This is a genomic window from Domibacillus indicus (assembly GCF_023715895.1).
Classification (GTDB): domain Bacteria; phylum Bacillota; class Bacilli; order Bacillales; family Domibacillaceae; genus Domibacillus; species Domibacillus indicus_A.
This window is the reverse complement of sequence record NZ_JAMBOO010000001.1, coordinates 184,985-205,998: the sequence shown is the minus strand read 5'-3', so window position 1 is coordinate 205,998 and position 21,014 is coordinate 184,985. Positions and strand designations below refer to the sequence as shown.

Genomic DNA, 21,014 nt, shown 5'->3' with positions numbered 1-21,014 from the left:
AAGGAGAGGGGCATATGAAGCTTAGTATATTGGATCAGTCTCCCTTGTCGGAAGGACAAAGCGCTATGAAAGCTCTTCAGGAAACGGTAGAGCTGGCTCAATGGGCGGAAGAACTTGGATATGAACGATTTTGGGTATCTGAGCATCATGATGCAGATACACTCGCCGGCTCTTCGCCAGAAGTGCTGCTCGGCCATTTGGCTGCAAAAACAAACAGCATTCGGCTTGGCTCAGGTGGTGTGATGCTGACGCACTACAGCGCTTATAAAGTTGCTGAAAATTTTAAAGTACTGTCTGCGCTTGCTCCGGAGCGAATCGATCTAGGTGTAGGGCGGGCACCAGGCGGTATGCCGAGGGCTTCGTTTGCCCTGTCTAATGGCCGGAAGCGGGAAAAAGACCGCTTTCCGGAACAAATTGATGATGTGCTCGCTTATTTGTATGATCAGCCCGTTCCCCATCCGTATTCTGGTGTCAGGGCAACTCCTGCTCTTGAAGTACCGCCTGATGTGTGGCTGCTTGGTTCAAGCCCATCCAGTGCAGCGCTCGCTGCCCAAAAAGGGCTGCCGTACGTATTTGCTAAATTTATTAATGGCGACGGGGGGCCCGATGAGCTGGCTGAGTACCGGCGTACCTTTCAGCCGTCTTCTCATTTAAAGGAGCCAAAATCCGCTGTGGCCGTTTTTCTTGTATGTGCAGAGACAGATGAGGAAGCCGATTTTCTTGCGGGAAGCCTTGATCTGTCCCTGATGATGACCGGGCAGGGGATTCGATCAACCGGCACACCTTCACCGGAAAAAGCAGCGGCTTACTCATATGGGAAGTTTGAGCGGATGCATGTTGAAGAAAACCGAAAGCGTATGATTGTGGGAGGACCGGACACTGTTCGAACGCAGCTGGAGGAATTAGCGGAAAAATGCGGGACGGATGAGATCATGGCTGTGACGATCTTGTTTGATTTTGAAAAAAAGAAACGCTCCTTTCAATTACTTGCTGAGGCAGTGGGTAATAAAAAGCTCCTTTAAAAGGAGCTTTTTTTAAAAAATAACATTGACAATGAGAATCATTTTCGATAAGATTTACCTAGTTAATGATAATCATTTTCACTTAGAAAGGACGAACAACATGAAGCGTAAATTATTTTCAGTTTTACCGTTGCTTATGATCATAAGTGCTCTTTTCCTAGCCGCGTGTTCTCAGGAGAAAGAAGAAAGCGGGCAGGAAAAAGAATCAAATACAAAAGCAGAAACCCGTACATATGCATCAGAAGAAGGTGACATTGAGATTCCAGCCAACCCAGAACGGGTAGCTGTCATGGCTGCTACGTATCCGGGGAATTTCCTGGAGCTTGGTGTAACTCCTGTTGCGATTACCGACTGGTCTGCTAAAAGCAAGTTTTTAGGTGATAAGCTAAAAGATGCAAAAGTAGTAGCACCAGATGATTATGAAACGTTGATTGGTTTAGAGCCGGATTTAATTATTACGTATACAGGAGACGAAAACATGGCGAAATACAAAGAAATTGCGCCAACAGTCGGACTCTCTTACGAGAAATACAATTATCTTGATCAGCATCTTGAAATCGGCAAAATTTTAGGCAAAGAAGAAGAAGCCCAAAAATGGGTAGATGAATGGAATGCGAAAGCAGAAGAAGCGAAGAAAAAGGTTCAAGAAGCGATTGGAACAGATGCAACAGCAACTGTAGTTGAAACATTCGGCAAAGACACGTATATATACGGCAAAAACTGGGGCCGTGGAACAGAAGTCATTTATCAGGCTCTTGGCATGAAGGCCCCTGAAAAAGTAGAAGCGGAAGCATTTGGACCAGGCTATAAGGCCATCTCTGCTGAAGCGATTCCAGAATATGCGGGTGATTATATTTTCGTTGGAGAAGGTGCCAACGTATCATCTTCAACATTTATGGAAACAGACCTATGGAAAAACATTCCGGCTGTAAAAGCAGGAAATGTGATCACATTTGACTCGGATTCTTTCTACTTCAATGATCCGATCTCAGTTGAAAAAGAACTTGACTTTATCGTAGACGCTTTAACGAAAAAAGCGGCACAATAAAGGGAAGATACGTATGAATCATACAAGTGAATTACAAGCAAGCTCCCGTCCAAAGACGGGAGTATTCGTTCTTTTAGCAGGATTTGCAGGTTTATTGATCAGTCTCGCGCTGTCCGTTTCGGTAGGGGCAGCAGAACTGACGCTGAAAACGGTTTGGGAAGCCATTTTTTCATTTGATCCAAGCCGTGAAGCAGATCAAATTATTATGGGCATCCGTCTGCCAAGGGAGATTGGAGCGGCGCTGACGGGAGCGGCATTTGGAACAGCAGGAGCTATTATGCAAGGGGTTACACGTAACCCGCTGGCGGAGCCGGGCCTGCTTGGCTTGAATACAGGTGCAAGTCTTGGCCTTGCCTGTATGCTGGCCTTTTTTTCTGCCAGCTCTTATACAATGGCTATTCTTTTTTCTTTTGCCGGTGCAGCTGTCGGAGCTGTTTTATTATTCGGCCTGGCTTCAATCAAAAAAGGCGGCTTCTCGCCGCTGCGTATTGTACTCGCAGGGGCCGCCATTTCTGCTCTGTTAACGGCACTTGGAGAAGGTGTCGCCCTTATGTTTCAGTTGTCACAGGACCTTGCTTTCTGGCAGGCCGGGGGTGTTTCCGGGACAAGCTGGCCTCAGCTTAAAGTGTTGGCTCCGGTCGTTGGAATTGGTCTGCTGACCGCTATTCTGCTGTCGAGGTCGCTGACTATTTTAAGCTTTGGTGAGGAAATGGCTAAAGGGCTCGGACAGCGGACAACGCTTGTAAAAGTGATTTTAATTTTGGTCGTACTTATCCTCTCTGGGTCAGGCGTCTCTGTCGCGGGACCGATTATGTTTATTGGCTTAATGACTCCACATTTAGTCCGGGCGCTTGTCGGAACGGATTATCGGTGGATTATTCCGGGCTCAGCTCTTTTCGGAAGCATGATGCTTGTGCTGGCTGATACAGCAGCCCGTATGATTAACCCGCCATTTGAAACACCGGTCGGCGCGGTCATTTCTGTTGTCGGCGTGCCGTTTTTCCTTTATCTTATTCGCAAAAGGGGGCGGCTCACACAATGAATGATCATTTAAAGAAAAGAGCAAGGCGCGTTTTGACCGTGTCAGTTGTACTTCTTGTTGTTTTATTTATAGCAAGTGCTGCGTCGGGAAAAGCGGCTGTTCCGCCGATGCGTCTTCTAGAAACGCTGCTCGGTAATGGGACACCCAGAGAAGAGCTTATTTTATACAGCTTCCGTCTGCCGCGCATGATGATTACGATGCTTGCCGGAGCGGCGCTGGCCGTCTCAGGCGCGATATTGCAAAGTATCTCCCGCAATCCGCTGGCCGATCCCGGAATTCTCGGCATTAACGCGGGAGCGGGCTTGATGGTCACCATTTACGCGTTGATCTTTACGCCGCAGTCTTCTACATTTTTATATATGGTGCCGCTGTTCGCATTTATTGGCGGCATGGTAACGGCACTCATCATTTCCGCAGTTTCCTATCATAAAACAGAAGGTCTTGATCCGATTCATCTTGTTTTAGCAGGAGTCGGCATGGCGATGGCAATGGCGGGCATCATGCTGATCCTTGCTTCACAGTTTGACTCGCGCGAATACGAATTTATCGCCGGCTGGCTTGCCGGCGATATATGGGGTAATGACTGGAACTTTGTAAAAGCATTGGTGCCATGGCTGGTTGTTTTGATTCCGGCCGTATTGTGGAAATCAAATGTATTGAATCTATTAAACTTAAATGAAGGCACTTCTGCGGGGCTTGGAGTAAGAGTTGGCAGGGAGCGGATTATGCTGCTGCTCCTATCCGTTGCACTTGCATCAGCAGCCGTGTCAGTGAGCGGCGGCATTGTGTTTATCGGCTTGATGGCTCCGCATATTGCAAGAGGATTAACAGGACCGCGTCATCAGCATTTTGTGCCGGCTGCAGCGGTCATCGGTGCACTGCTGCTTCTTGGAGCGGATACGATCGGCCGCCTGCTGCCGTTTACAACCTCTGTACCAGCAGGGATTATTGTCACATTGATCGGCGCTCCATATTTTATGTATTTGATGGTTAAAAAGTAATCTCCTACACAATAAGATATTTCAATCTGTAAAAAAGCTTCCTCCTTTTAAAAGGAGGAAGCTTTTTATATGGCCGGACGTCTTTCGATAGCGACAATAAAAGGAGGCGTGTTTACTTGGTTGATAAAGCCGTATTGCATCACGTGCGCCCGCTGCTGGTCAAGACCGGCAGCAAATTCAACCACCGCATTCCGCTCATCAGCGCCGCCTGCATGGCCATGGTATACAACGAGTACAATCAAACCGCCGGGTTTAAGCATATCAAACAGCTGGCGAATGGCTTCAATAGTGGTATCCGGTCTGGTAATGATCGATTTGTCGCCTTTTGGCAGGTAGCCGAGATTAAAAACAGCCGCATTGATCCCTCCGTGGTAGAAGTCTGGAATATGCTTTCGGACCTCTTCGTGGCCGCTATGAAACAGTGAAACACGGTTTGAGAAGCCCGCTTCTGCTACACGTTTTTTTGTATTATGAATCGCCTGTTCTTGAACGTCGAATGCAAAAACGCGGCCGCCTTCGCCGGCCAGCCCGGCTAAAAATACCGTATCATGTCCATTGCCGGCTGTAGCATCGACAAAGCATGGGGCATCTGACAGGGTTTTTTGAATGAGAAGCCGTGCGAACGGCAAAATTCCATCTAGCGTCATGGCTGCACAATAGCTCCTTTGTAGAACTTGCCCTGCCACGTATCGCGCTTTTGCATTTCGGCATGAATGGCATTCAATACTTCCCATTTATTGACACTCCACATCGGGCCGATCATCAGCTCGATTGGGCCGTCGCCCGTAATGCGGTGGACAACCATTTCCGGCGGCAGGATTTCAAGCTGGTCTACAACAAGCTTCGCATAGTCCTGCATCGATAAAAAGTCCAGCATGCCTTTTTCATACTGTTTGACAAGAGGTGTCCCTTTTAAAAGGTGCAGCAAGTGAATTTTAATGCCCTGTACATCTAAATCAGCGATAGCCTGGGCCGTTTCCATCATCATTTCGGGAGTTTCAAGCGGCAGGCCGTTAATTAAATGCGAGCAAATACGGATGTTGTGCTTGCGCAGCTTTTCAACGCCCTCCACATAGGTTTGAAAATCGTGGGCACGATTAATGATGCGGGCTGTTTTTTCATGAACGGTCTGCAGGCCGAGTTCTACCCATAAATACGTACGCTCATTCAGTTCAGCCAAATAGTCAACAACGTCATCCGGAAGGCAGTCCGGACGAGTGGCGATCGAAATACCAACCACATCATTCTGCTTCAGGACCGTCTCGTATTTTTCACGAAGCACCTCAACCGGCGCATGTGTATTCGTATATGCCTGGAAATACGCCATATATTTTCCGTGCTTCCATTTTTCGTGCATTTTTGTTTTTATATCATGAAATTGTTTTTCCAGCGGGTCAACCCGGTCGCCGGCAAAATCACCCGAGCCTGCTGCACTGCAAAATGTACAGCCGCCAAAAGCAACCGTGCCGTCGCGGTTAGGGCAGTCAAATCCGCCGTCAAGTGCTACCTTAAATACTTTATGACCGAAGTGCTGCCGCAAATGGTAATTCCATGTATGATACCGTCTGTCGTCGCTTGCGTACGGAAACGGGTTTGTCATCATTCATTCCTCCTTTAAAGCTCGTTTTAAATTGTAGCATGAAGAGGGAAGCGGGTAAAATGCGCTTGCATATTAGCTGGAATTTTTCTAAAATGAAAGGTAAAGATTAATGAAGAAAGCCGTCGGACTAATGCTCCATTTTGGGTAGAGAAAAACCTCTCCTGTCCCACTCGCTGGGCAGGAGTTTTCTATTAGGTCTACGATAAAGGCCGCGAAGCGCGGCGTATTCAGTTTTCGATCGGCAGTACATAAACGGAAGGCAGGTTTCAACATGAATTTTGATCATAAAAAGATCGAGCAAAAATGGCAGCACCATTGGGAACAAAATAAAACTTTTAAAATGAACAATGATTTGGATAAGCCGAAGTTTTACGCACTGGATATGTTTCCGTATCCATCAGGCGCCGGGCTTCACGTTGGACACCCGGAAGGCTATACGGCAACGGATATTTTAAGCCGTTTTAAGCGTATGCAGGGATACAATGTGCTTCATCCAATGGGATGGGATGCATTCGGGCTTCCGGCAGAACAATACGCGCTTGATACTGGAAACGACCCGGCCGAATTTACAGAACAAAATATTAATAACTTCCGCCGTCAAATCAAATCACTCGGGTTTTCTTATGACTGGGATCGTGAAATCAATACCACAGACCCGGATTATTATAAATGGACACAGTGGATTTTCCTTCAATTGTATAAAAAAGGGCTGGCATATGTAGATGAAGTGCCGGTTAACTGGTGCCCGGCACTAGGAACGGTTCTTGCAAATGAAGAAGTGATTGACGGGAAATCGGAACGCGGCGGCCACCCGGTTGAACGCCGCCCAATGCGTCAATGGATGCTTAAAATCACGGCTTATGCGGACCGTTTGATCGAAGATTTAGAGGAATTGGACTGGCCAGAGAGCATCAAAGATATGCAGCGTAACTGGATTGGCCGTTCTGAAGGAGCAGAAGTAACGTTCAATATTGACGGCCATGACGAAACGTTTACGGTGTTCACAACGCGTCCAGACACCCTGTTTGGAGCAACGTATGCTGTTTTGGCTCCTGAACATCCATTTGTTGAAAAAATTACAACAGCGGAACAAAAAGAAGCTGTCGAGCAATATATTGATGGAGTCAAATCAAAAAGTGATCTTGAGCGGACCGATCTTGCCAAAGACAAAACCGGTGTTTTCACAGGCGCTTATGCCGTAAACCCGGTAAACGGTGAAAAAATGCCGATCTGGATCGCAGATTATGTATTGATCACATATGGTACGGGTGCGATTATGGCCGTTCCGGCACATGATGAGCGTGACTACGAGTTTGCACGGAAATTTGATTTGCCAATCAAGGAAGTGGTAGCCGGCGGAAATGTAGAAGAAGAAGCCTATACAGGAGACGGCGAGCATATTAATTCAGACTTCCTTAACGGTTTAAACAAAGAAGACGCGATTGCGCAAATGATCGCCTGGCTCGAAAAAGAAGGCATTGGTACGAAAAAAGTGACGTACCGTCTTCGTGACTGGCTGTTCAGCCGTCAGCGTTACTGGGGTGAGCCAATTCCGATTATTCACTGGGAAGACGGTACAATGACAGCTGTTCCAGAATCAGAGCTGCCGCTTGTATTGCCGAAAACGACGGAAATTCGTCCGTCCGGCACTGGTGAGTCACCACTTGCTATTATTGAAGACTGGGTGAATGTCGTGGATCCGGAAACAGGCAAAAAAGGCCGCCGGGAAACAAATACAATGCCGCAATGGGCGGGAAGCTGCTGGTACTACCTGCGCTTTATCGATCCGACCAACAAAGAAGCGCTTGCGGATGCCGATCTTTTAAAACGCTGGCTGCCGGTTGATATTTATATCGGCGGAGCAGAGCATGCTGTACTTCACTTGCTATATGCGCGTTTCTGGCATAAAGTGCTGTATGATATCGGTGTGGTTCATACAAAAGAGCCATTCCAGAAATTGTTTAACCAGGGAATGATCCTTGGGGAAAACAATGAAAAAATGAGTAAGTCAAAAGGCAACGTCGTTAATCCGGATGAAATCGTGGAAAGCCATGGTGCCGACACGCTCCGCCTTTATGAGATGTTCATGGGCCCGCTTGAAGCATCTATTGCCTGGAATACAAACGGCGTAGAAGGAGCACGCCGCTTCCTTGACCGCATTTGGCGTTTGCTTGTGACAGATGATGGTTCGTTAACATCAAAAGTAGGCGAAGGCGATACAGCGCTTGAGAAAGTGTATCACCAGACCGTGAAGAAAGTAACGGAAGACTATGAAGGCCTTCGCTTTAACACAGCCATCTCACAAATGATGGTATTTGTAAATGAAGCGAACAAAGCCGAAACGATTCCAACAGAATACGCAGAAGGATTTGTGAAGCTTCTATCACCGCTTGCTCCGCACTTGGCAGAAGAGCTATGGGAAAAGCTCGGCCACAGCGAGACGGTAACGTACGAAGCATGGCCGCAGTTTGATGAGTCAAAGCTTGTCGATGACGAAGTCGAAATCGTCTTGCAGCTGAATGGAAAAGTAAAAGCAAAACGTATGGTATCTAAAGACGCCACGCGTGAACAACTGGAAGAACTCGCTATGCAGGACGAACAGTTTGCAGCGGAGCTGGCTGGTAAAACAGTTCGCAAAGTGATTGCTGTACCGGGCAAGCTTGTGAACGTTGTAGCCAACTAATGTTGAGGGGATGAAAAATATGATTCCAACGATTACAGCAGAAGAAGTACGTCAAAAACTCGAAAACGGCGAAACATTAGCCCTGATCGATGTTCGTGAAGAAGATGAAGTTGCAGAAGGCATGATCCCGGAAGCAGAGCATATCGTCATGGGAACCATTCCTGGTGAATTGGATCGCCTTGATCCAGAAACCGACTATATCATCGTATGCCGTTCAGGTGTACGTTCTGAGAATGTGGCCCGCTTTCTCATTGAAAACGGCTTTAAAGCCACAAACATGACAGGCGGCATGCTGAACTATACAGGTGAAACAGCACCGAAAAAATAAAAAACTGTGCGGACTCGCTCCGCACAGTTTTTTTATTTATCGAACGGCTGCTGCATTCGTGCCGGCAATATGTCCGGTAATAAGAGCCGCCGTAATATTGTAGCCGCCGGTATAGCCATGAATGTCGAGTATTTCCCCACAGAAGAAAAGGCCGTCTTTCTTTTTAGAAGCCATTGTTTTGGGCTCGATTTCTTTTACGGATACACCGCCGCCGGTTACAAACGCTTTTTCAATTGGCAATGTTCCGTGAACGGACATTTTAAATGACTTGAAAAGGGAGGCGAGTTCACGGATGGACGCTTCCGATAATCCGTTTCCTGGTGTCTCAAGATCGATGCCGGCCTGCTGGAGCAAAAAGTGCAGATATCGTTCCGGTACCATTTTTTTCAAGCTGTTTTTCACTGCTTTTTTCGGTTCTTCTTTTATCGTTTTGCGGAGGGCAACACCTGCGTCATGTTCATTTCCGTCTGGAAACGCATCGATGGCCATTTGAACGGGAAAGCCGTTTTTCCTGCCTTCTTTCACGACGTATTGGCTGCAGCGCAGGGCAGCAGGGCCCGATAAACCGAAATGAGTAAACAGCATATCCATTCGGTGAGTAACAAGCACTTTGCCTTTTTTATTGAGTACCGACAAGCCTACATCCCGAAGAGCAAGCCCCTGCATAGAGCGGTTTACAATAAACGGCTCTTTTGACGTAATAGGTACTTCTGTCGGGAATAGCTCGGTAATGGTATGGCCCGCCTGCTGGGCCCATGGATAGCCATCGCCGGTAGAGCCTGTCTGCGGAACCGCTTTTCCGCCTGTTGCCAGCACTACTGCATTCGAATGAATATCTTCGCCGGAGGCCAGACGGACACCGCGTATATATTGCTCATCCATCAATAATGAGTCAACAGGCGAGCCAAGGCGCATATCGACCCGAAGGCGCTTAAGCTCACCGAGCAGTGCTTCCACAACGTCCTGCGCCCGGTTTGAGACCGGAAACATTCGTCCGTGGTCTTCTTCTTTCAGTTTCACGCCGAGCTGTTCAAAAAAACGGATAATGTCTTCATTACTGAACACAGAAAAAGCGCTGTACAAAAAACGGCCGTTACCGGGAATGTGCCGGATAATTTCTTCAACAGGCAGGCGGTTTGTTACATTACAGCGCCCGCCGCCGGAAATTTGCAGCTTGTTTCCCGGTTTACGCCCTTTATCAATAAGCAGTGTGCGTGCGCCTGCACGGCCGGAGGCAATCGCTGCCATTAAGCCGGCCGGCCCGCCGCCCACGACGATTACGTCATACATATAGTCACCTCATTGTTCAAACTTTGTTCATTATAGCAGATGGCGAAAAAAATTGTCAGACACGAGAGAAAGAGGTACACTAGCAAGTGATGTTTAAAGAGAAAAAGAGGGATTCAATGTATGTCATCCAATTTGATCCGAGGGACGTTTATCCTCACACTTGGCACGTTTATATCTAAATTTCTTGGCTTGTTTTATGTTATCCCGTTTTACAGTATTATCGGAGGGGAAGATGCGGCAGCCCTGTATAGTTATGGCTATGTGCCCTATACGATTTTTATTAGTATCGCCACTGCAGGAGTTCCGCTTGCTGTCTCTAAATACATCGCAAAGTATAATGCGATAGAAGAGTATGCCGTTGGCAGGAAGCTGTTTAAATCGGGCATGGTCATTATGCTGATGACTGGTTTTGCTGCTTTTCTTATTATGTATTCATTTGCGCCTTTCTTTGCACAATTATCATTAAATGGGGAAGAGACGACTTATACGATTGAGGACGTCACGACCGTTATACGCGCAGTCAGCTTTGCCCTGATTATCGTTCCATTTATGAGCATCACGCGCGGATTTTTCCAGGGGCATCAATCAATGGGGCCATCAGCCGTTTCAACGGTTGTAGAGCAAATCGCCCGTATTGCTTTTCTATTGGCTGGAGCCTATATTGTGATTTATGTGATGAACGGATCGGTCGTAACAGCGGTCAGCGTTGCGACATTTGCTGCTTTTATCGGTGCGGTGTTCGGACTGATTGTGCTGTACGTGTATTTCTTCAAGCGAAAAAAGCATTTGGACAAGCTTCTTGAGCAGGATAAAGGACAAGCAAAAGTTTCATTATTTGGGATGTATTCAGAAATTGTCGTGTATGCCATTCCGTTTATTTTTGTCGGCATCGCGATTCCGCTTTACCAGCTTGTCGACCAGTTAACCTTTTCCCGCGCCATGTCTCAAATTGGTTTAGCTGATCAGGCAGTATCGGCATTTGGGATTTTAAATTTCAGCACGCAGAAACTTGTCATTATTCCCGTTTCCCTTGCTACTGCATTTGCCATGACGCTTGTTCCGATGGTCACGAGCTCATTTGTAAAGGGAAAAATGGATGTTGTCACGCAGCAGCTGAATAAAACCTTTGAAGTACTGCTTTTTTTAACGGTTCCTGCGGCGGTCGGTATGGCGCTTTTAGCAGAACCGCTTTATACCATTTTTTATGAAGCGAGCGCGCTTGGCACAGACGTACTTCGTGTGTATGCACCGATTGCGATCTTATTTGCGCTATTTTCCGTTACCGCAGCCATTTTACAAGGAATTAATGAACAGCGTTTTACGGTTTTAAGTTTATTGACCGGTATATTGGTTAAGCTGTCTTTAAATATTCCGCTTATTAAATTGTTTGAAACAGAAGGGGCCGTTTATGCGACTGCACTCGGCTACTCCACTTCTATTATCATCAATCTGGTTGTCATCCGTTTTTATGCCAATTACTCACTTCGCCCGCTTGCGAAAAAAATCGGCTTGATTATTGGGTTTAACGTGGTGATGGCTGTGGTTGTGATGGCCCTTTACGGAGTGCTGTCTTTCGTATTGTCGGCACAATCGGACGGTCCTGCTTTATTGATTACCATCATCTGTGCTGGCGCTGGAGCCGTTGTTTACTTTGTGCTCAGCCAGAAGTTTGGCCTGCTTGATGAGGTATTTGGTTCAAGACTGGACGGAATTAAACGAAAACTACGCTTGAAAAAAGCATAAAAGGAGTAACGCTATGCGCTTAGATAAATGGCTGGCTAATTCCGGCATCGGTTCCCGCAAAGAAGTAAAAAAGCTGTTAAAATCGGGAGCTGTAACAGTGAACGGAAAAGTAATAAAAGATGCAAAGCAGCACGTTCATCCCCAAACAGATGAAGTGATGCTGTTTGATGAGCCGGTTGAATACCGTGAATTTATTTATTTGATGATGAACAAGCCGGCAGGGGTTATTTCAGCAACAGAAGACAAGCGGGACGAAACAGTGGTGGATCTGCTTGATGATATGCATAAGCATTTCGACCCGCACCCGGTCGGCCGCCTTGACAAAGACACAGAAGGGCTGCTTCTTTTAACAAATGATGGACAGCTGTCCCATTCTCTGCTTTCGCCAAAGCATCATGTCCCTAAAACATATTTTGCCCGTGTCCGCGGCCATGTAACGGAAGAAGATGCAGCAGCTTTTCGAGAAGGGGTAACGCTTGATGACGGCTATCATACAAAGCCGGGAGAGCTTATTATTTTATCAGCAGGCGAAGAGTCGGAGATTGAGCTGACGATCACAGAAGGAAAGTTTCATCAAGTAAAGCGAATGTTTCAAGCCGTAGGTAAAGAAGTTCTTTATTTAAAAAGACTATCGATGGGCGGTCTTTTGCTTGACGAAGAATTGGAGCTTGGCGAGTACCGGGAAGTAACAGAAGAAGAGCTTGCTTTACTGCGTGAAAGCTGAAAAAACGGCTGCCTGAAGAGGCAGCCGTTTTTTGATAAAGATATTATGATGTCATCCGAACTTTCTTTTCTGTGGTTGTCCATTTCCCACGTGTCGGGCTAAAAACAAGCTCATTGTAAGCCAGTACATTCAAGTCGCGTTGAATGGTTCGCGGGGTGATGCCAAATTCATCTACAATATCCTGCGTTGTCACAGTTCCATTTTCTTTAATGAACATATAGATGGATTTTATGCGAGTCAGCATCCGATTTGTAGTAGGCTTCAAAATACCACTCCCTCATCTTTTTTCCCATGAGACATAACGACAGCAGGAGACATGAAATGATAATATGATAAGCTGATTCAGACATCTCCCTGCACCTGTTTAACAGGCGCTAAACTGTCTGACAATTACAGTGTACTGTATTTATAGAGATTATGCTAGGGAAAAGAGCTTAATTTACAAGAGATTTACCCTTTTTTAATAATATTATGCCTGATAACAAAAAAAATGTACGTATTTTGGTAAAAAAATTGAAAAATAAATCTTTTGTAAAGAAATTGGTTAAAATGCCGGTTCCCATGTAAAATGAAAAAAGGAGGAATGCTTATGCGTACCATTAACTGGCGAAATGAAATAAAAAAACGCGAAGGCGAATTGATTCAGGATTTGCAGTCGTTAATTCAAATTCCAAGTGTGAAAAGCGATCAGGCAGCAGAAGATGCTCCTTTTGGAAGGGAAGTACGGCAGGCGCTTGATTTTATGCTTGAACTGGGCGAGAAAAGCGGCTTCCGTGTAAAAAACACAGGAAACGTAGCCGGACACCTTGAAATGGGACAAGGAGAAGAACTGATTGGTATTTTGTGCCACGTCGACGTTGTGCCTCCGGGTGACGGCTGGTCGTATAAACCATTTGAGGGAGAAGTAGAGGACGGCAAAATCTTTGGACGCGGGGCGATTGATGATAAGGGACCGACTATTGCAGCATACTATGCCATGAAAACCGTTCAAGAATTAGGTATTCCGCTCGAAAAGCGGATCCGAATGATTGTGGGCACTGATGAAGAAAGTACATGGCAATGCGTGGAGCATTACTTTAAAACAGAAGAAATGCCAGGAGTCGGATTTGCGCCTGATGCAGATTTCCCGATTATTTTTGCAGAAAAAGGGATTGCGGATGTTCAGCTGAATCTGACCGTTCCGGAGCCCGGACAAGCTGATATCCAAATCGAATCTTTCCAGGCGGGCAGCCGGTATAATATGGTTCCAGATTATGCAAAAGCAGCCGTTTGGATTGAAAAGCAGCATACATTATTTTTACAAAACTATACAGAGTATATAAAAGACAACGACTTAGAAGGCTCTTATTATATTGATGGAGGAATTGTTTTTCTCGAAATGAATGGCGTATCTGCTCATGCAGCGGAACCAAAGGATGGACAAAACGCTGCGCTGTTCCTGGCCGATTTTTTAGTGAAGGAAGCGATTGATCCCGCCGCCTCTGCTTATTTGCAGTTTGTTATAGATAATTTCAAGGATGATACACGGGGGCACCGGCTGGGCATTGCCTCAACCGATGCAGAAATGGGCGATGTTACAGTGAACGCGGCTTTGTTCTGCTATGAAAAGCAGCAAAAAGCGCAAATCGGCTTGAATATTCGATATCCTGTTTCTTTTTCATTTGAAGAAGAAATACACAAGCTTAAGGAATATCTTTCTCCTGTTTCACTACAGGTTTTAGACAACAATCCTCCGCATTATACAGAGCCGGATGATCCATTTGTCCAAACGCTAAAGCGAGTGTACGAAGAGGAAACCGGCGAGGAGGCGAAGCTGCTTTCGACCGGCGGCGGTACATATGCGCGGGCTTTAAAAAGAGGCGTTGCGTTTGGAGCTTTGTTTCCTGGACGGGCTGACGTTGCCCATCAGAAAGATGAATATGCGGTCTTGGATGATCTGTTCCGAGCAGCGGCTATTTACGCACGGGCTATTGTCGAGCTTGCTGGAAAAAAGAATTAAAAAGAACCCTGCCATAGGAGCAGGGTTCTTCAGCTTGTAGACAAACAAAATCTTTTGACAAAGTATCTCTTTGTTTCTTTTTTGTTCAAGAAGTCCGGCCGGCTTCCTCTATCGGCTCTTTTTAAGAAGCGATGTATCCCCCGAAAATTTCCTGTCTTTTTTAGGAGAAAGCTCATTTACTCATCTTGAAATACATCCGTAGACAAGTACCGTTCGCCTGTATCCGGAGCCAGGCAAATGACCATATCATCTTTTGATAAAGCTTTAGCTGCTTGAATCGCCGCAAAGCATGCAGCACCGGCAGATGGACCGACCAAAATTCCTTCCTCAGCAGCAAGGCGGCGGGTAATATCATAGGCGTCCTCATCTGTAATTTTAAAGATCGAGTCATAAACCTCTGTATTTAAAATAGAAGGGATAAACCCAGGGCTCGTACCGACGAGCTTGTGCCGGCCAGGCTGGCCGCCTGATAAAACAGGGGATCCGGCCGGTTCTACGACATGAACAGCTAAATCAGGGAATTGCTTTTTTAGTTCTTCCCCTGTACCTGTAATTGTTCCGCCTGTGCCTGCAGTTGCCACAAAAGCAGCAAACCGCTTGCCAATCTGTTCTACAGCTTCGGAAATTTCCGAGGATGTTGTGCCACGGTGGGCATCCGAATTAGCGGGATTGTCAAACTGCATGGGAATAAAACTGTTTGGAACACGCTCGGCCAGCTCTAGTGCTTTGCGGATGGAGCCAGGCATTTTTTCATCTCCCGGCGTCAAAACGACTTCTGCACCATATGCTTTTAAAAGGTTGATGCGTTCCTTTGTCATCGTGTCCGGCATCACCAAAATGGCTTTGTATCCTCTGGCAGCCGCGTTCATCGCAATACCGATGCCTGTATTTCCGCTTGTCGGTTCAATGATCACAGCTCCCGATTTTAACTTTCCTGATTTTTCTGCCTCTATAATCATGTTATAAGCAGCGCGGTCCTTTACACTTCTGCTCGGGTTGTAAAATTCTAATTTTACGTATACATCTGCTCCGTGTTCAGGTGACAAACGCTGCAGCTTTACGAGCGGTGTGTCGCCAATCAGTTTGGCAATATTATCAACCACTTTCATCAAACGTCACCCTTTCTTTGTTCAATTAAAGCATATTACTCGAACAATTCCAATCGAAATACAGTGGATGAGAAAAGACGACTTTTCTTGCGGGTTTTTGGTAAACTAAAAACAACAATTGGCCGAAAAAAGGAGTGTAGGGTATGCAGCCACATTATTTTTTTGCACTTGTTCTTCCCGATGACGTGAAAGAAAAGATTGCGGATGAAATGAAAGGAAGAAATGAGCTTTTTAAACGGCTGGTCCATAAGGAGGATTACCATTTAACATTGGCATTCGTGGGCGCAGCTGATCTTTCAGGTTTGGAAAAAGCCTGCGTGTTTATAGAGGAAAACATAAAACATATACCTGTTTTCGAACTTAAACTGACGTCGTTTGGTACGTTTGGCCAAAAAACGTCTCCGCGTATTTTCTGGATTGGAACGAATGAGCCTTCTTCTCTTTTCGATGTGCAAAAAGGGGTGGCAGCTGCGTGCCGGAAAGCAGGAATTTCCATAGATGAAAAACCGTTTCGCCCTCATATTACTACTGCGCGAAAATGGGCGGGTTCCGAGCCGTATGTGCCAGATGTACTTCCGGAATGGCCGTCTTTTCCTGCAGCTGAAATTGCTTTGTATGAAACGAAAAGGGCACCGGGTCCAAAGTACGTAAAAAAATGGTCCTGTCTATTAAGCGGGTCAGGAGAGGAACAAGAGCCATGGCGCAATTAATTAAGCTTCAAAATTATATCTCAAGATATGAACAAGACCCTTTCCATTACCCAGCCCGGTATGTTCGGCTGAAAAAAGGGGAGTGGGAAAAGGTTCATAACCAGTGGGAATACCAGCGGAGCACGGGAATAATACATACAGAACCCGGCGAAGAGGAAAATTGGCTGCTGGAAGAACCAAAGGAAAAGCATTCTTTGCTCCGGGGGTTGTTTTCTAAAAAAGAAAAACGGGTAGAAACAGAGCCCGGGCCTTTGCAGGAAGATGAAGCTTTGTTTTCAATGAATGAATCAGAATTTATATACTTACAAACAGAAGAGGATGTAAAAAAAGCATTCGTTGATAAAATGTTTGCTTTTCAAGTGAAATGGGCAAGTTCAACGCTGCTGCATCAGTCACCGCTCGACCACAAATATTATATGGATGAGCAGCTGAAATTTTTAGCGACGCGTCTGCCGGATACGTTCCTCATTTTGTATAAGCCGGTTTTCCGCTTTCAAAAAGCCGTTGTCGAGCTGGACATTGTACTGATCACACCGCTGCAAGTCTGGTGCCTTACATTTTTGGAAGAGCAGGACGAAGCGGTTTTTACCGGTTCTTCTGACCGGTTTTGGATGAAGCGTTTTCGAGAAACGGAATCTAAAGTGTTAAGTCCTGCCGTTTCATTGGCGAGAACAGAAACGATCGTCAAAAAACTGCTCCGGCATCATGAAGTGGATATTCCCGTTCGAAAAGCGATTTTATCTCGAAACGGCTACATTGATGACCCGTCCGCACCAGCAGACATATATTACATTGATAAGCGTAAATTTCCCCACTGGTTTCAAGAAATGAGACAGTTGTCTTCACCACTGAAAACGATTCAGCTGAAAGCAGCAAAAGTTTTGCTCGCACATGCAGATTCGATCAGCCTGCGCCGCCCAGAATGGGAGGAGGAGATATAAATGATTTCAACCCGTCCGTTTAATGCATATCTAGATACACTGACTGAAGTCGCTGTTTTGCTTCCAAAGCATTATTATTCAGGGAAGTCTTCTGCTTTTTATATTGAGAGCGAGGGCAACGTAACGAAAATGGAGCTTGTGAGCGTGCAGGAATTGAATGCAGAAATAAAATACACGTGCCGCTTAAAAGAAATGCCGGAATTTGGCCGGGAGCATGTTATTTTAGATGAACGCCTTATGCGTACCGATTTGCAAATGGGCGGTGTAATCCGGACGAAAGAATTCGACCGGCTCTTTTACTACGAAGGTGAGCTGGGAAGCATGTACACACCGGAGAAGACCTCTTTTCGAGTGTGGGCACCAACGGCAACTGAAGCTTTTGTAAAGTTTAAAGAAACAGAAGAAGCTCCGCTTCGCTATATGCCGATGAGAAGAGGGCCATCCGGTACATTTGAAGCAGAAATAAACGGAAATGCAGAAGGTTTTTTTTACCATTACCAAGTGCGGGTTAATAATATCTGGCATGAAGCGGTGGATCCTTATGCAAAAATGGTTTCTGTTCACAGCGAGTGGGCACGTGTTGTCGATGATGAAAAAATGAAGGTGGAAAAGCACCAGCTCCCTCCTTTTTCTTCTCCGCTCGATGCGATTATTTACGAAGCTTCCATTCGTGATGTTTCGAGCCAGCGGGAAAGCGGCATTAAGCACCAGGGCTTGTATCTTGGACTCACAGAGGAAGGGACACAAAGTCCTGACGGGCAGCCGACTGGACTGGATTATATTACATCGCTTGGTGTCACCCATGTACAGCTGATGCCCTTTTTCGATTTTTTTGGTGTATCTGACACAGATTTTTCCGCCAACTACAACTGGGGCTACAATCCTCTTTATTTTAACGTGCCGGAAGGAAGCTTCAGCTCCAATCCAGCCGACTTGTATGCACGTTCAATAGAGCTGAAGCAAATGATCGAAGCGTTTCATAAAAAAGGGCTCCGAGTCATCATGGATGTGGTGTACAACCATGTATTCGTCCGGGAGACTTCCTCGTTTGAAAAGCTCGTTCCGGGCTACTTTTTCCGCCAGGGAATCGACGGGATGCCTTCAAACGGATCAGGGTGCGGAAACGACTTTGCCTCAGAGCGGAAAATGGGCCGCAAGTTTATTTTAGATTCTCTTCAGTACTGGATGGAAGCCTACAATCTCGATGGATTTCGTTTCGACCTAATGGGACTGATTGATGTGGAAACGATGAAGCAGGCAGCCAGCCGTCTTCGCCGTCATAATCCAGGTCTTATTCTGCTGGGAGAAGGGTGGGACTTAAACACCGCGCTGCCCGCTGAGGAAAAAGCAGCGATTCGCAATGAACATGCACTGCCGGAGATTGCTTTTTTCAATGACCGGTTCCGTGACTCCATTAAGGGAAGTACCTTTCAGTTGTTTGAAACCGGTTTTGCGTTTGGAAACAGCAAGATGCTCGACAATGCCTTTGCCGCACTGACGGCCAATGTCGGATGCAGCGGTGTGGACCGGTTGTTTCACTCGCCGGCCCAGTCTGTCAACTATGTAGAATGTCATGACAACTATACACTATGGGATAAGCTTGAAGCATGCTTTCCAGGAGATACAGAAACCAATAAGAAAAGGCATCTTTTGGCCACCGCTATTGTGCTTTTCTCCCAGGGAATTCCGTTCCTGCATGCCGGCCAGGAATTTTGCCGGACAAAGCATGGAGTTGAAAACAGCTACACAAGCTCAGATATTATTAATCAAATGGATTGGCGCCGCCGTGGTGAATTTGTAGACCATGTGCAATATGTGAAAGGGCTGATAGAAGTCCGAAAATCAACGGGGGCGTTTCGTCTTAGAAAAGAAGAAGCCATTTGCTATCATATCGTTAAATGGCCAGCCAATGCGGATACACTAACTGTCTGGCTGAAGGATGTCGGTTCGTACGGCAAGTGGAAAGACTTGGTTTTAAGCTTTAATACGGGTAGAATGGCTTCGACTTTTGCACTTCCGGAAGGAGAAGAATGGCACCAGATCGTTTCAGGTACTGAAGCTGGAACAAAGCCGCTTCAAACGGTGAAGCAGGACGCTTCAGTAGAGCCGTTCAGCTGTGCCGTTTTCGCCAGATAGAATGTTTCATAAAGGAACTGGTCGAAAGCGCCGATTCATGATACAATATGTCAGACGATAAACGAACGATACAAGTAATAAAAAAGACAGCGATTGTTTCTCGAAGCGGCTGCTGTCTTTTTTTTATGAAAAAGGTGAGGTTTTTGGAACACTTTTTGGGAAGAGATTGGGAAATAATGCCTGCCGGAGGCGTAACAGGAAAAGCTTTTTTTGCGCGTCATGCTGGACAGGAGCTGTTTTTAAAGCGAAATTCTTCTCCTTTTCTTGCTATGCTTTCAGCTGAGGGAATTGTCCCAAAACTTGTTTGGACAAAGCGGCTTGAAAACGGCGATGTGATTTCCGCGCAGCATTGGATGAATGGCAGGGAACTTGGGCCGGAAGAAATGGAGTCAGATCGTGTTGCCCGGCTGATGGGGAAAATTCATTCATCCAAACCGCTTTTAAACATGCTCAAACGGCTTGGAAAACAGCCTGTACTGCCGGCAGCTACTTTATCTGATATCCGTTCCCAAGTTCATTCGATGTCTGCCCATCCGGTTGTCTCGGATGCGCTTCGTTTTTTAGAAGAGGGTCTGCCAAATGTGCCGGATTATCAATTTGTCGTATGTCACACGGATGTAAATCATCATAATTGGCTCCTTTCTGACGAGGACGAGTTATTCTTAATTGATTGGGATGGTGCCATGATTGCCGATCCGGCGATGGATATTGGCACATTGCTGTTTGGATATGTGAAACGGGAAAACTGGGCCGAGTGGCTCAATCAGTATGGCTTGGCATTAACACCAGATTTCTTTCACCGCATGAAATGGTATGCGGCCGCACAGCTGCTTTCATCTATTGAGTGGAACCGTGAAAAAACCCGCTTCCACGATATGAACCGCGGTTTAGCTTCTCTGCATCAGCTGTTGGAAGCAGAGCATAATTTATTTGGAAATGGAGAGAACAGGCAAGATGCGTTTACGAAATAAACCATGGGCGCGCGAGAAAATCAGCGCTCATCCACAATATATTGTTCCAAACCCTGAAGAAGCAAAAGGGCACTGGTATGAAATTTTTGGCAACAACAATCCGATTCATATTGAAGTAGGAACAGGAAAAGGCCAATTTGTAACAGGAATGGCAAAACAAAACCCTGATATCAACTATATCGGGATTGAAATGTATGAAAGCGTCATTGTGACGGCGCTTGACCGGCTTATTGAAGCAGACCTTCCTAACTTGAAACTGCTTAATGTAGATGGGGCAGAGCTGCTCAATTATTTTGAAAAAGGGGAAGTAGGCCGCGTTTATTTAAACTTTTCTGACCCATGGCCTAAAAGCCGCCATGCCAAACGCCGTTTAACCTATAAGACATTTTTAAGCTTGTATGAATCCCTTATGCCTGAGGGCGGGGAAGTGCATTTTAAAACTGACAACCAAGGGCTGTTTGAATTCTCGTTAAAAAGCTTTTCCGAATATGGTATGCTGTTAACGTTTGTCAGCCTGGATCTGCACAACAGCTCCTTTGAAGGAAATGTGATGACTGAATATGAAGAAAAATTCTCGGCAAAAGGCCAGCGAATTTACCGTTCGGAGGCCCGATTCCAGCCGCGTGCATAAAAAATCCCAAACGGGTCGAACCCGTTTGGGATTTTT

The 21,014-nt window shown here is 46.1% G+C and carries 19 protein-coding genes; 14 read left to right on the top strand and 5 right to left on the bottom strand.

The window, feature by feature from the left end; translation table 11 throughout:
- The first annotated feature begins 14 nt into the window (after positions 1 to 14).
- The 4 genes from M3221_RS01040 to M3221_RS01025 all read left to right on the top strand — a co-directional run bounded on the left by M3221_RS01040 (position 15) and on the right by M3221_RS01025 (position 4,113).
- Positions 15 to 1,022, top strand: a complete 1,008-nt coding sequence (locus M3221_RS01040) for an LLM class flavin-dependent oxidoreductase (protein ID WP_251269705.1) — start codon at positions 15 to 17, stop codon at positions 1,020 to 1,022.
- Positions 1,023 to 1,122: 100 nt separating this feature from the next.
- Positions 1,123 to 2,070, top strand: a complete 948-nt coding sequence (locus tag M3221_RS01035) for an iron-hydroxamate ABC transporter substrate-binding protein (RefSeq protein WP_251269704.1) — start codon at positions 1,123 to 1,125, stop codon at positions 2,068 to 2,070.
- A 13-nt stretch (positions 2,071 to 2,083) separates the two neighbouring features.
- Entirely contained in the window at positions 2,084 to 3,112 is a 1,029-nt protein-coding gene (locus tag M3221_RS01030) for a FecCD family ABC transporter permease (RefSeq protein WP_251269703.1), read from the top strand.
- On the top strand, positions 3,109 to 4,113 hold the full coding sequence (locus M3221_RS01025; protein WP_251269702.1) for a FecCD family ABC transporter permease: 1,005 nt from the start codon (positions 3,109 to 3,111) through the stop codon (positions 4,111 to 4,113). Before M3221_RS01030 ends, M3221_RS01025 begins: the two co-directional genes overlap by 4 nt.
- Positions 4,114 to 4,178: 65 nt before the next feature.
- Here the strand turns inward: M3221_RS01025 and mnmM are convergent, their stop codons facing one another.
- Both mnmM and mnmL read right to left on the bottom strand, forming a co-directional pair.
- Positions 4,179 to 4,760: a tRNA 5-(aminomethyl)-2-thiouridylate-methyltransferase MnmM gene (gene mnmM / locus M3221_RS01020; protein WP_251269701.1), complete on the bottom strand. Its 582-nt coding sequence runs from the start codon at positions 4,758 to 4,760 to the stop codon at positions 4,179 to 4,181.
- The gene (mnmL, locus tag M3221_RS01015) at positions 4,757 to 5,713 is read right to left on the bottom strand and encodes a tRNA modification radical SAM protein MnmL/YtqA (RefSeq protein ID WP_251269700.1); all 957 of its coding nucleotides are present in this window, start codon (positions 5,711 to 5,713) and stop codon (positions 4,757 to 4,759) included. The genes mnmM and mnmL overlap by 4 nt, the downstream gene beginning before the upstream one ends.
- A gap of 271 nt (positions 5,714 to 5,984) precedes the next feature.
- Between mnmL and leuS the strand changes: the two genes are divergently transcribed.
- Together leuS and M3221_RS01005 are read left to right on the top strand one after the other, a co-directional pair.
- A complete protein-coding gene (gene leuS, locus M3221_RS01010) occupies positions 5,985 to 8,396 on the top strand; it encodes a leucine--tRNA ligase (RefSeq protein ID WP_251269699.1) in 2,412 nt (803 codons plus the stop codon).
- A gap of 19 nt (positions 8,397 to 8,415) precedes the next feature.
- Complete coding sequence (locus M3221_RS01005; protein WP_251269698.1) at positions 8,416 to 8,724, top strand: rhodanese-like domain-containing protein; 309 nt, start codon at positions 8,416 to 8,418, stop codon at positions 8,722 to 8,724.
- Between the two features lie 36 nt (positions 8,725 to 8,760).
- Here M3221_RS01005 and M3221_RS01000 read toward each other — a convergent pair whose 3' ends face one another.
- Complete coding sequence (locus M3221_RS01000; RefSeq protein WP_251269697.1) at positions 8,761 to 10,014, bottom strand: BaiN/RdsA family NAD(P)/FAD-dependent oxidoreductase; 1,254 nt, start codon at positions 10,012 to 10,014, stop codon at positions 8,761 to 8,763.
- Between the two features lie 120 nt (positions 10,015 to 10,134).
- Here M3221_RS01000 and M3221_RS00995 point away from each other — a divergent pair, with 120 nt between their 5' ends.
- Both M3221_RS00995 and M3221_RS00990 read left to right on the top strand, forming a co-directional pair.
- A complete protein-coding gene (locus M3221_RS00995; RefSeq protein WP_251269696.1) occupies positions 10,135 to 11,757 on the top strand; it encodes a putative polysaccharide biosynthesis protein in 1,623 nt (540 codons plus the stop codon).
- Between the two features lie 13 nt (positions 11,758 to 11,770).
- Positions 11,771 to 12,481, top strand: a complete 711-nt coding sequence (locus M3221_RS00990; RefSeq protein ID WP_251269695.1) for a pseudouridine synthase — start codon at positions 11,771 to 11,773, stop codon at positions 12,479 to 12,481.
- Positions 12,482 to 12,524: 43 nt separating this feature from the next.
- Here M3221_RS00990 and M3221_RS00985 read toward each other — a convergent pair whose 3' ends face one another.
- Positions 12,525 to 12,746 (bottom strand): DeoR family transcriptional regulator, encoded by a 222-nt coding sequence (locus M3221_RS00985; protein ID WP_045851690.1) that lies wholly within the window; start codon positions 12,744 to 12,746, stop codon positions 12,525 to 12,527.
- A 324-nt stretch (positions 12,747 to 13,070) separates the two neighbouring features.
- Between M3221_RS00985 and pepV the strand changes: the two genes are divergently transcribed.
- On the top strand, positions 13,071 to 14,480 hold the full coding sequence (pepV, locus tag M3221_RS00980; protein ID WP_251269694.1) for a dipeptidase PepV: 1,410 nt from the start codon (positions 13,071 to 13,073) through the stop codon (positions 14,478 to 14,480).
- Positions 14,481 to 14,656: 176 nt separating this feature from the next.
- On the opposite strand, the gene cysK is transcribed toward pepV, so the two are convergent.
- Positions 14,657 to 15,592 carry a cysteine synthase A gene (gene cysK / locus M3221_RS00975; RefSeq protein WP_251269693.1) on the bottom strand — a complete coding sequence of 312 codons (936 nt, stop codon included), beginning with the start codon at positions 15,590 to 15,592 and terminating at the stop codon, positions 14,657 to 14,659.
- Between the two features lie 140 nt (positions 15,593 to 15,732).
- Between cysK and thpR the strand changes: the two genes are divergently transcribed.
- The 5 genes from thpR to trmB all read left to right on the top strand — a co-directional run bounded on the left by thpR (position 15,733) and on the right by trmB (position 20,978).
- A complete protein-coding gene (gene thpR / locus M3221_RS00970) occupies positions 15,733 to 16,299 on the top strand; it encodes an RNA 2',3'-cyclic phosphodiesterase (RefSeq protein WP_251269691.1) in 567 nt (188 codons plus the stop codon).
- On the top strand, positions 16,287 to 17,240 hold the full coding sequence (locus tag M3221_RS00965; protein ID WP_251269690.1) for an NERD domain-containing protein: 954 nt from the start codon (positions 16,287 to 16,289) through the stop codon (positions 17,238 to 17,240). The genes thpR and M3221_RS00965 overlap by 13 nt, the downstream gene beginning before the upstream one ends.
- A complete protein-coding gene (pulA, locus tag M3221_RS00960) occupies positions 17,241 to 19,376 on the top strand; it encodes a type I pullulanase (protein ID WP_251269689.1) in 2,136 nt (711 codons plus the stop codon).
- 134 nt (positions 19,377 to 19,510) lie between these two features.
- Positions 19,511 to 20,347, top strand: a complete 837-nt coding sequence (locus M3221_RS00955; protein ID WP_396120234.1) for a phosphotransferase — start codon at positions 19,511 to 19,513, stop codon at positions 20,345 to 20,347.
- Positions 20,331 to 20,978 carry a tRNA (guanosine(46)-N7)-methyltransferase TrmB gene (trmB, locus tag M3221_RS00950; protein ID WP_251269687.1) on the top strand — a complete coding sequence of 216 codons (648 nt, stop codon included), beginning with the start codon at positions 20,331 to 20,333 and terminating at the stop codon, positions 20,976 to 20,978. Before M3221_RS00955 ends, trmB begins: the two co-directional genes overlap by 17 nt.
- The last annotated feature ends 36 nt before the right edge of the window (positions 20,979 to 21,014 follow it).

Excerpts from the sequence above, each read along its gene's own strand:
- M3221_RS01025 (WP_251269702.1), top strand. The coding sequence starts at position 3,109 with ATGAATGATCATTTAAAGAAAAGAGCAAGGCGCGTTTTGACCGTGTCA.
- M3221_RS01030 (WP_251269703.1), top strand. The coding sequence starts at position 2,084 with ATGAATCATACAAGTGAATTACAAGCAAGCTCCCGTCCAAAGACGGGA.
- M3221_RS00995 (WP_251269696.1), top strand. The coding sequence starts at position 10,135 with ATGTCATCCAATTTGATCCGAGGGACGTTTATCCTCACACTTGGCACG.
- M3221_RS00965 (WP_251269690.1), top strand. The coding sequence starts at position 16,287 with ATGGCGCAATTAATTAAGCTTCAAAATTATATCTCAAGATATGAACAA.
- M3221_RS01000 (WP_251269697.1), bottom strand. The coding sequence starts at position 10,014 with ATGTATGACGTAATCGTCGTGGGCGGCGGGCCGGCCGGCTTAATGGCA.
- M3221_RS01005 (WP_251269698.1), top strand. The coding sequence starts at position 8,416 with ATGATTCCAACGATTACAGCAGAAGAAGTACGTCAAAAACTCGAAAAC.
- M3221_RS00990 (WP_251269695.1), top strand. The coding sequence starts at position 11,771 with ATGCGCTTAGATAAATGGCTGGCTAATTCCGGCATCGGTTCCCGCAAA.
- pulA (WP_251269689.1), top strand. The coding sequence starts at position 17,241 with ATGATTTCAACCCGTCCGTTTAATGCATATCTAGATACACTGACTGAA.
- pepV (WP_251269694.1), top strand. The coding sequence starts at position 13,071 with ATGCGTACCATTAACTGGCGAAATGAAATAAAAAAACGCGAAGGCGAA.
- mnmL (WP_251269700.1), bottom strand. The coding sequence starts at position 5,713 with ATGACAAACCCGTTTCCGTACGCAAGCGACGACAGACGGTATCATACA.
- mnmM (WP_251269701.1), bottom strand. The coding sequence starts at position 4,760 with ATGACGCTAGATGGAATTTTGCCGTTCGCACGGCTTCTCATTCAAAAA.
- trmB (WP_251269687.1), top strand. The coding sequence starts at position 20,331 with ATGCGTTTACGAAATAAACCATGGGCGCGCGAGAAAATCAGCGCTCAT.
- leuS (WP_251269699.1), top strand. The coding sequence starts at position 5,985 with ATGAATTTTGATCATAAAAAGATCGAGCAAAAATGGCAGCACCATTGG.
- M3221_RS01035 (WP_251269704.1), top strand. The coding sequence starts at position 1,123 with ATGAAGCGTAAATTATTTTCAGTTTTACCGTTGCTTATGATCATAAGT.
- M3221_RS01040 (WP_251269705.1), top strand. The coding sequence starts at position 15 with ATGAAGCTTAGTATATTGGATCAGTCTCCCTTGTCGGAAGGACAAAGC.
- thpR (WP_251269691.1), top strand. The coding sequence starts at position 15,733 with ATGCAGCCACATTATTTTTTTGCACTTGTTCTTCCCGATGACGTGAAA.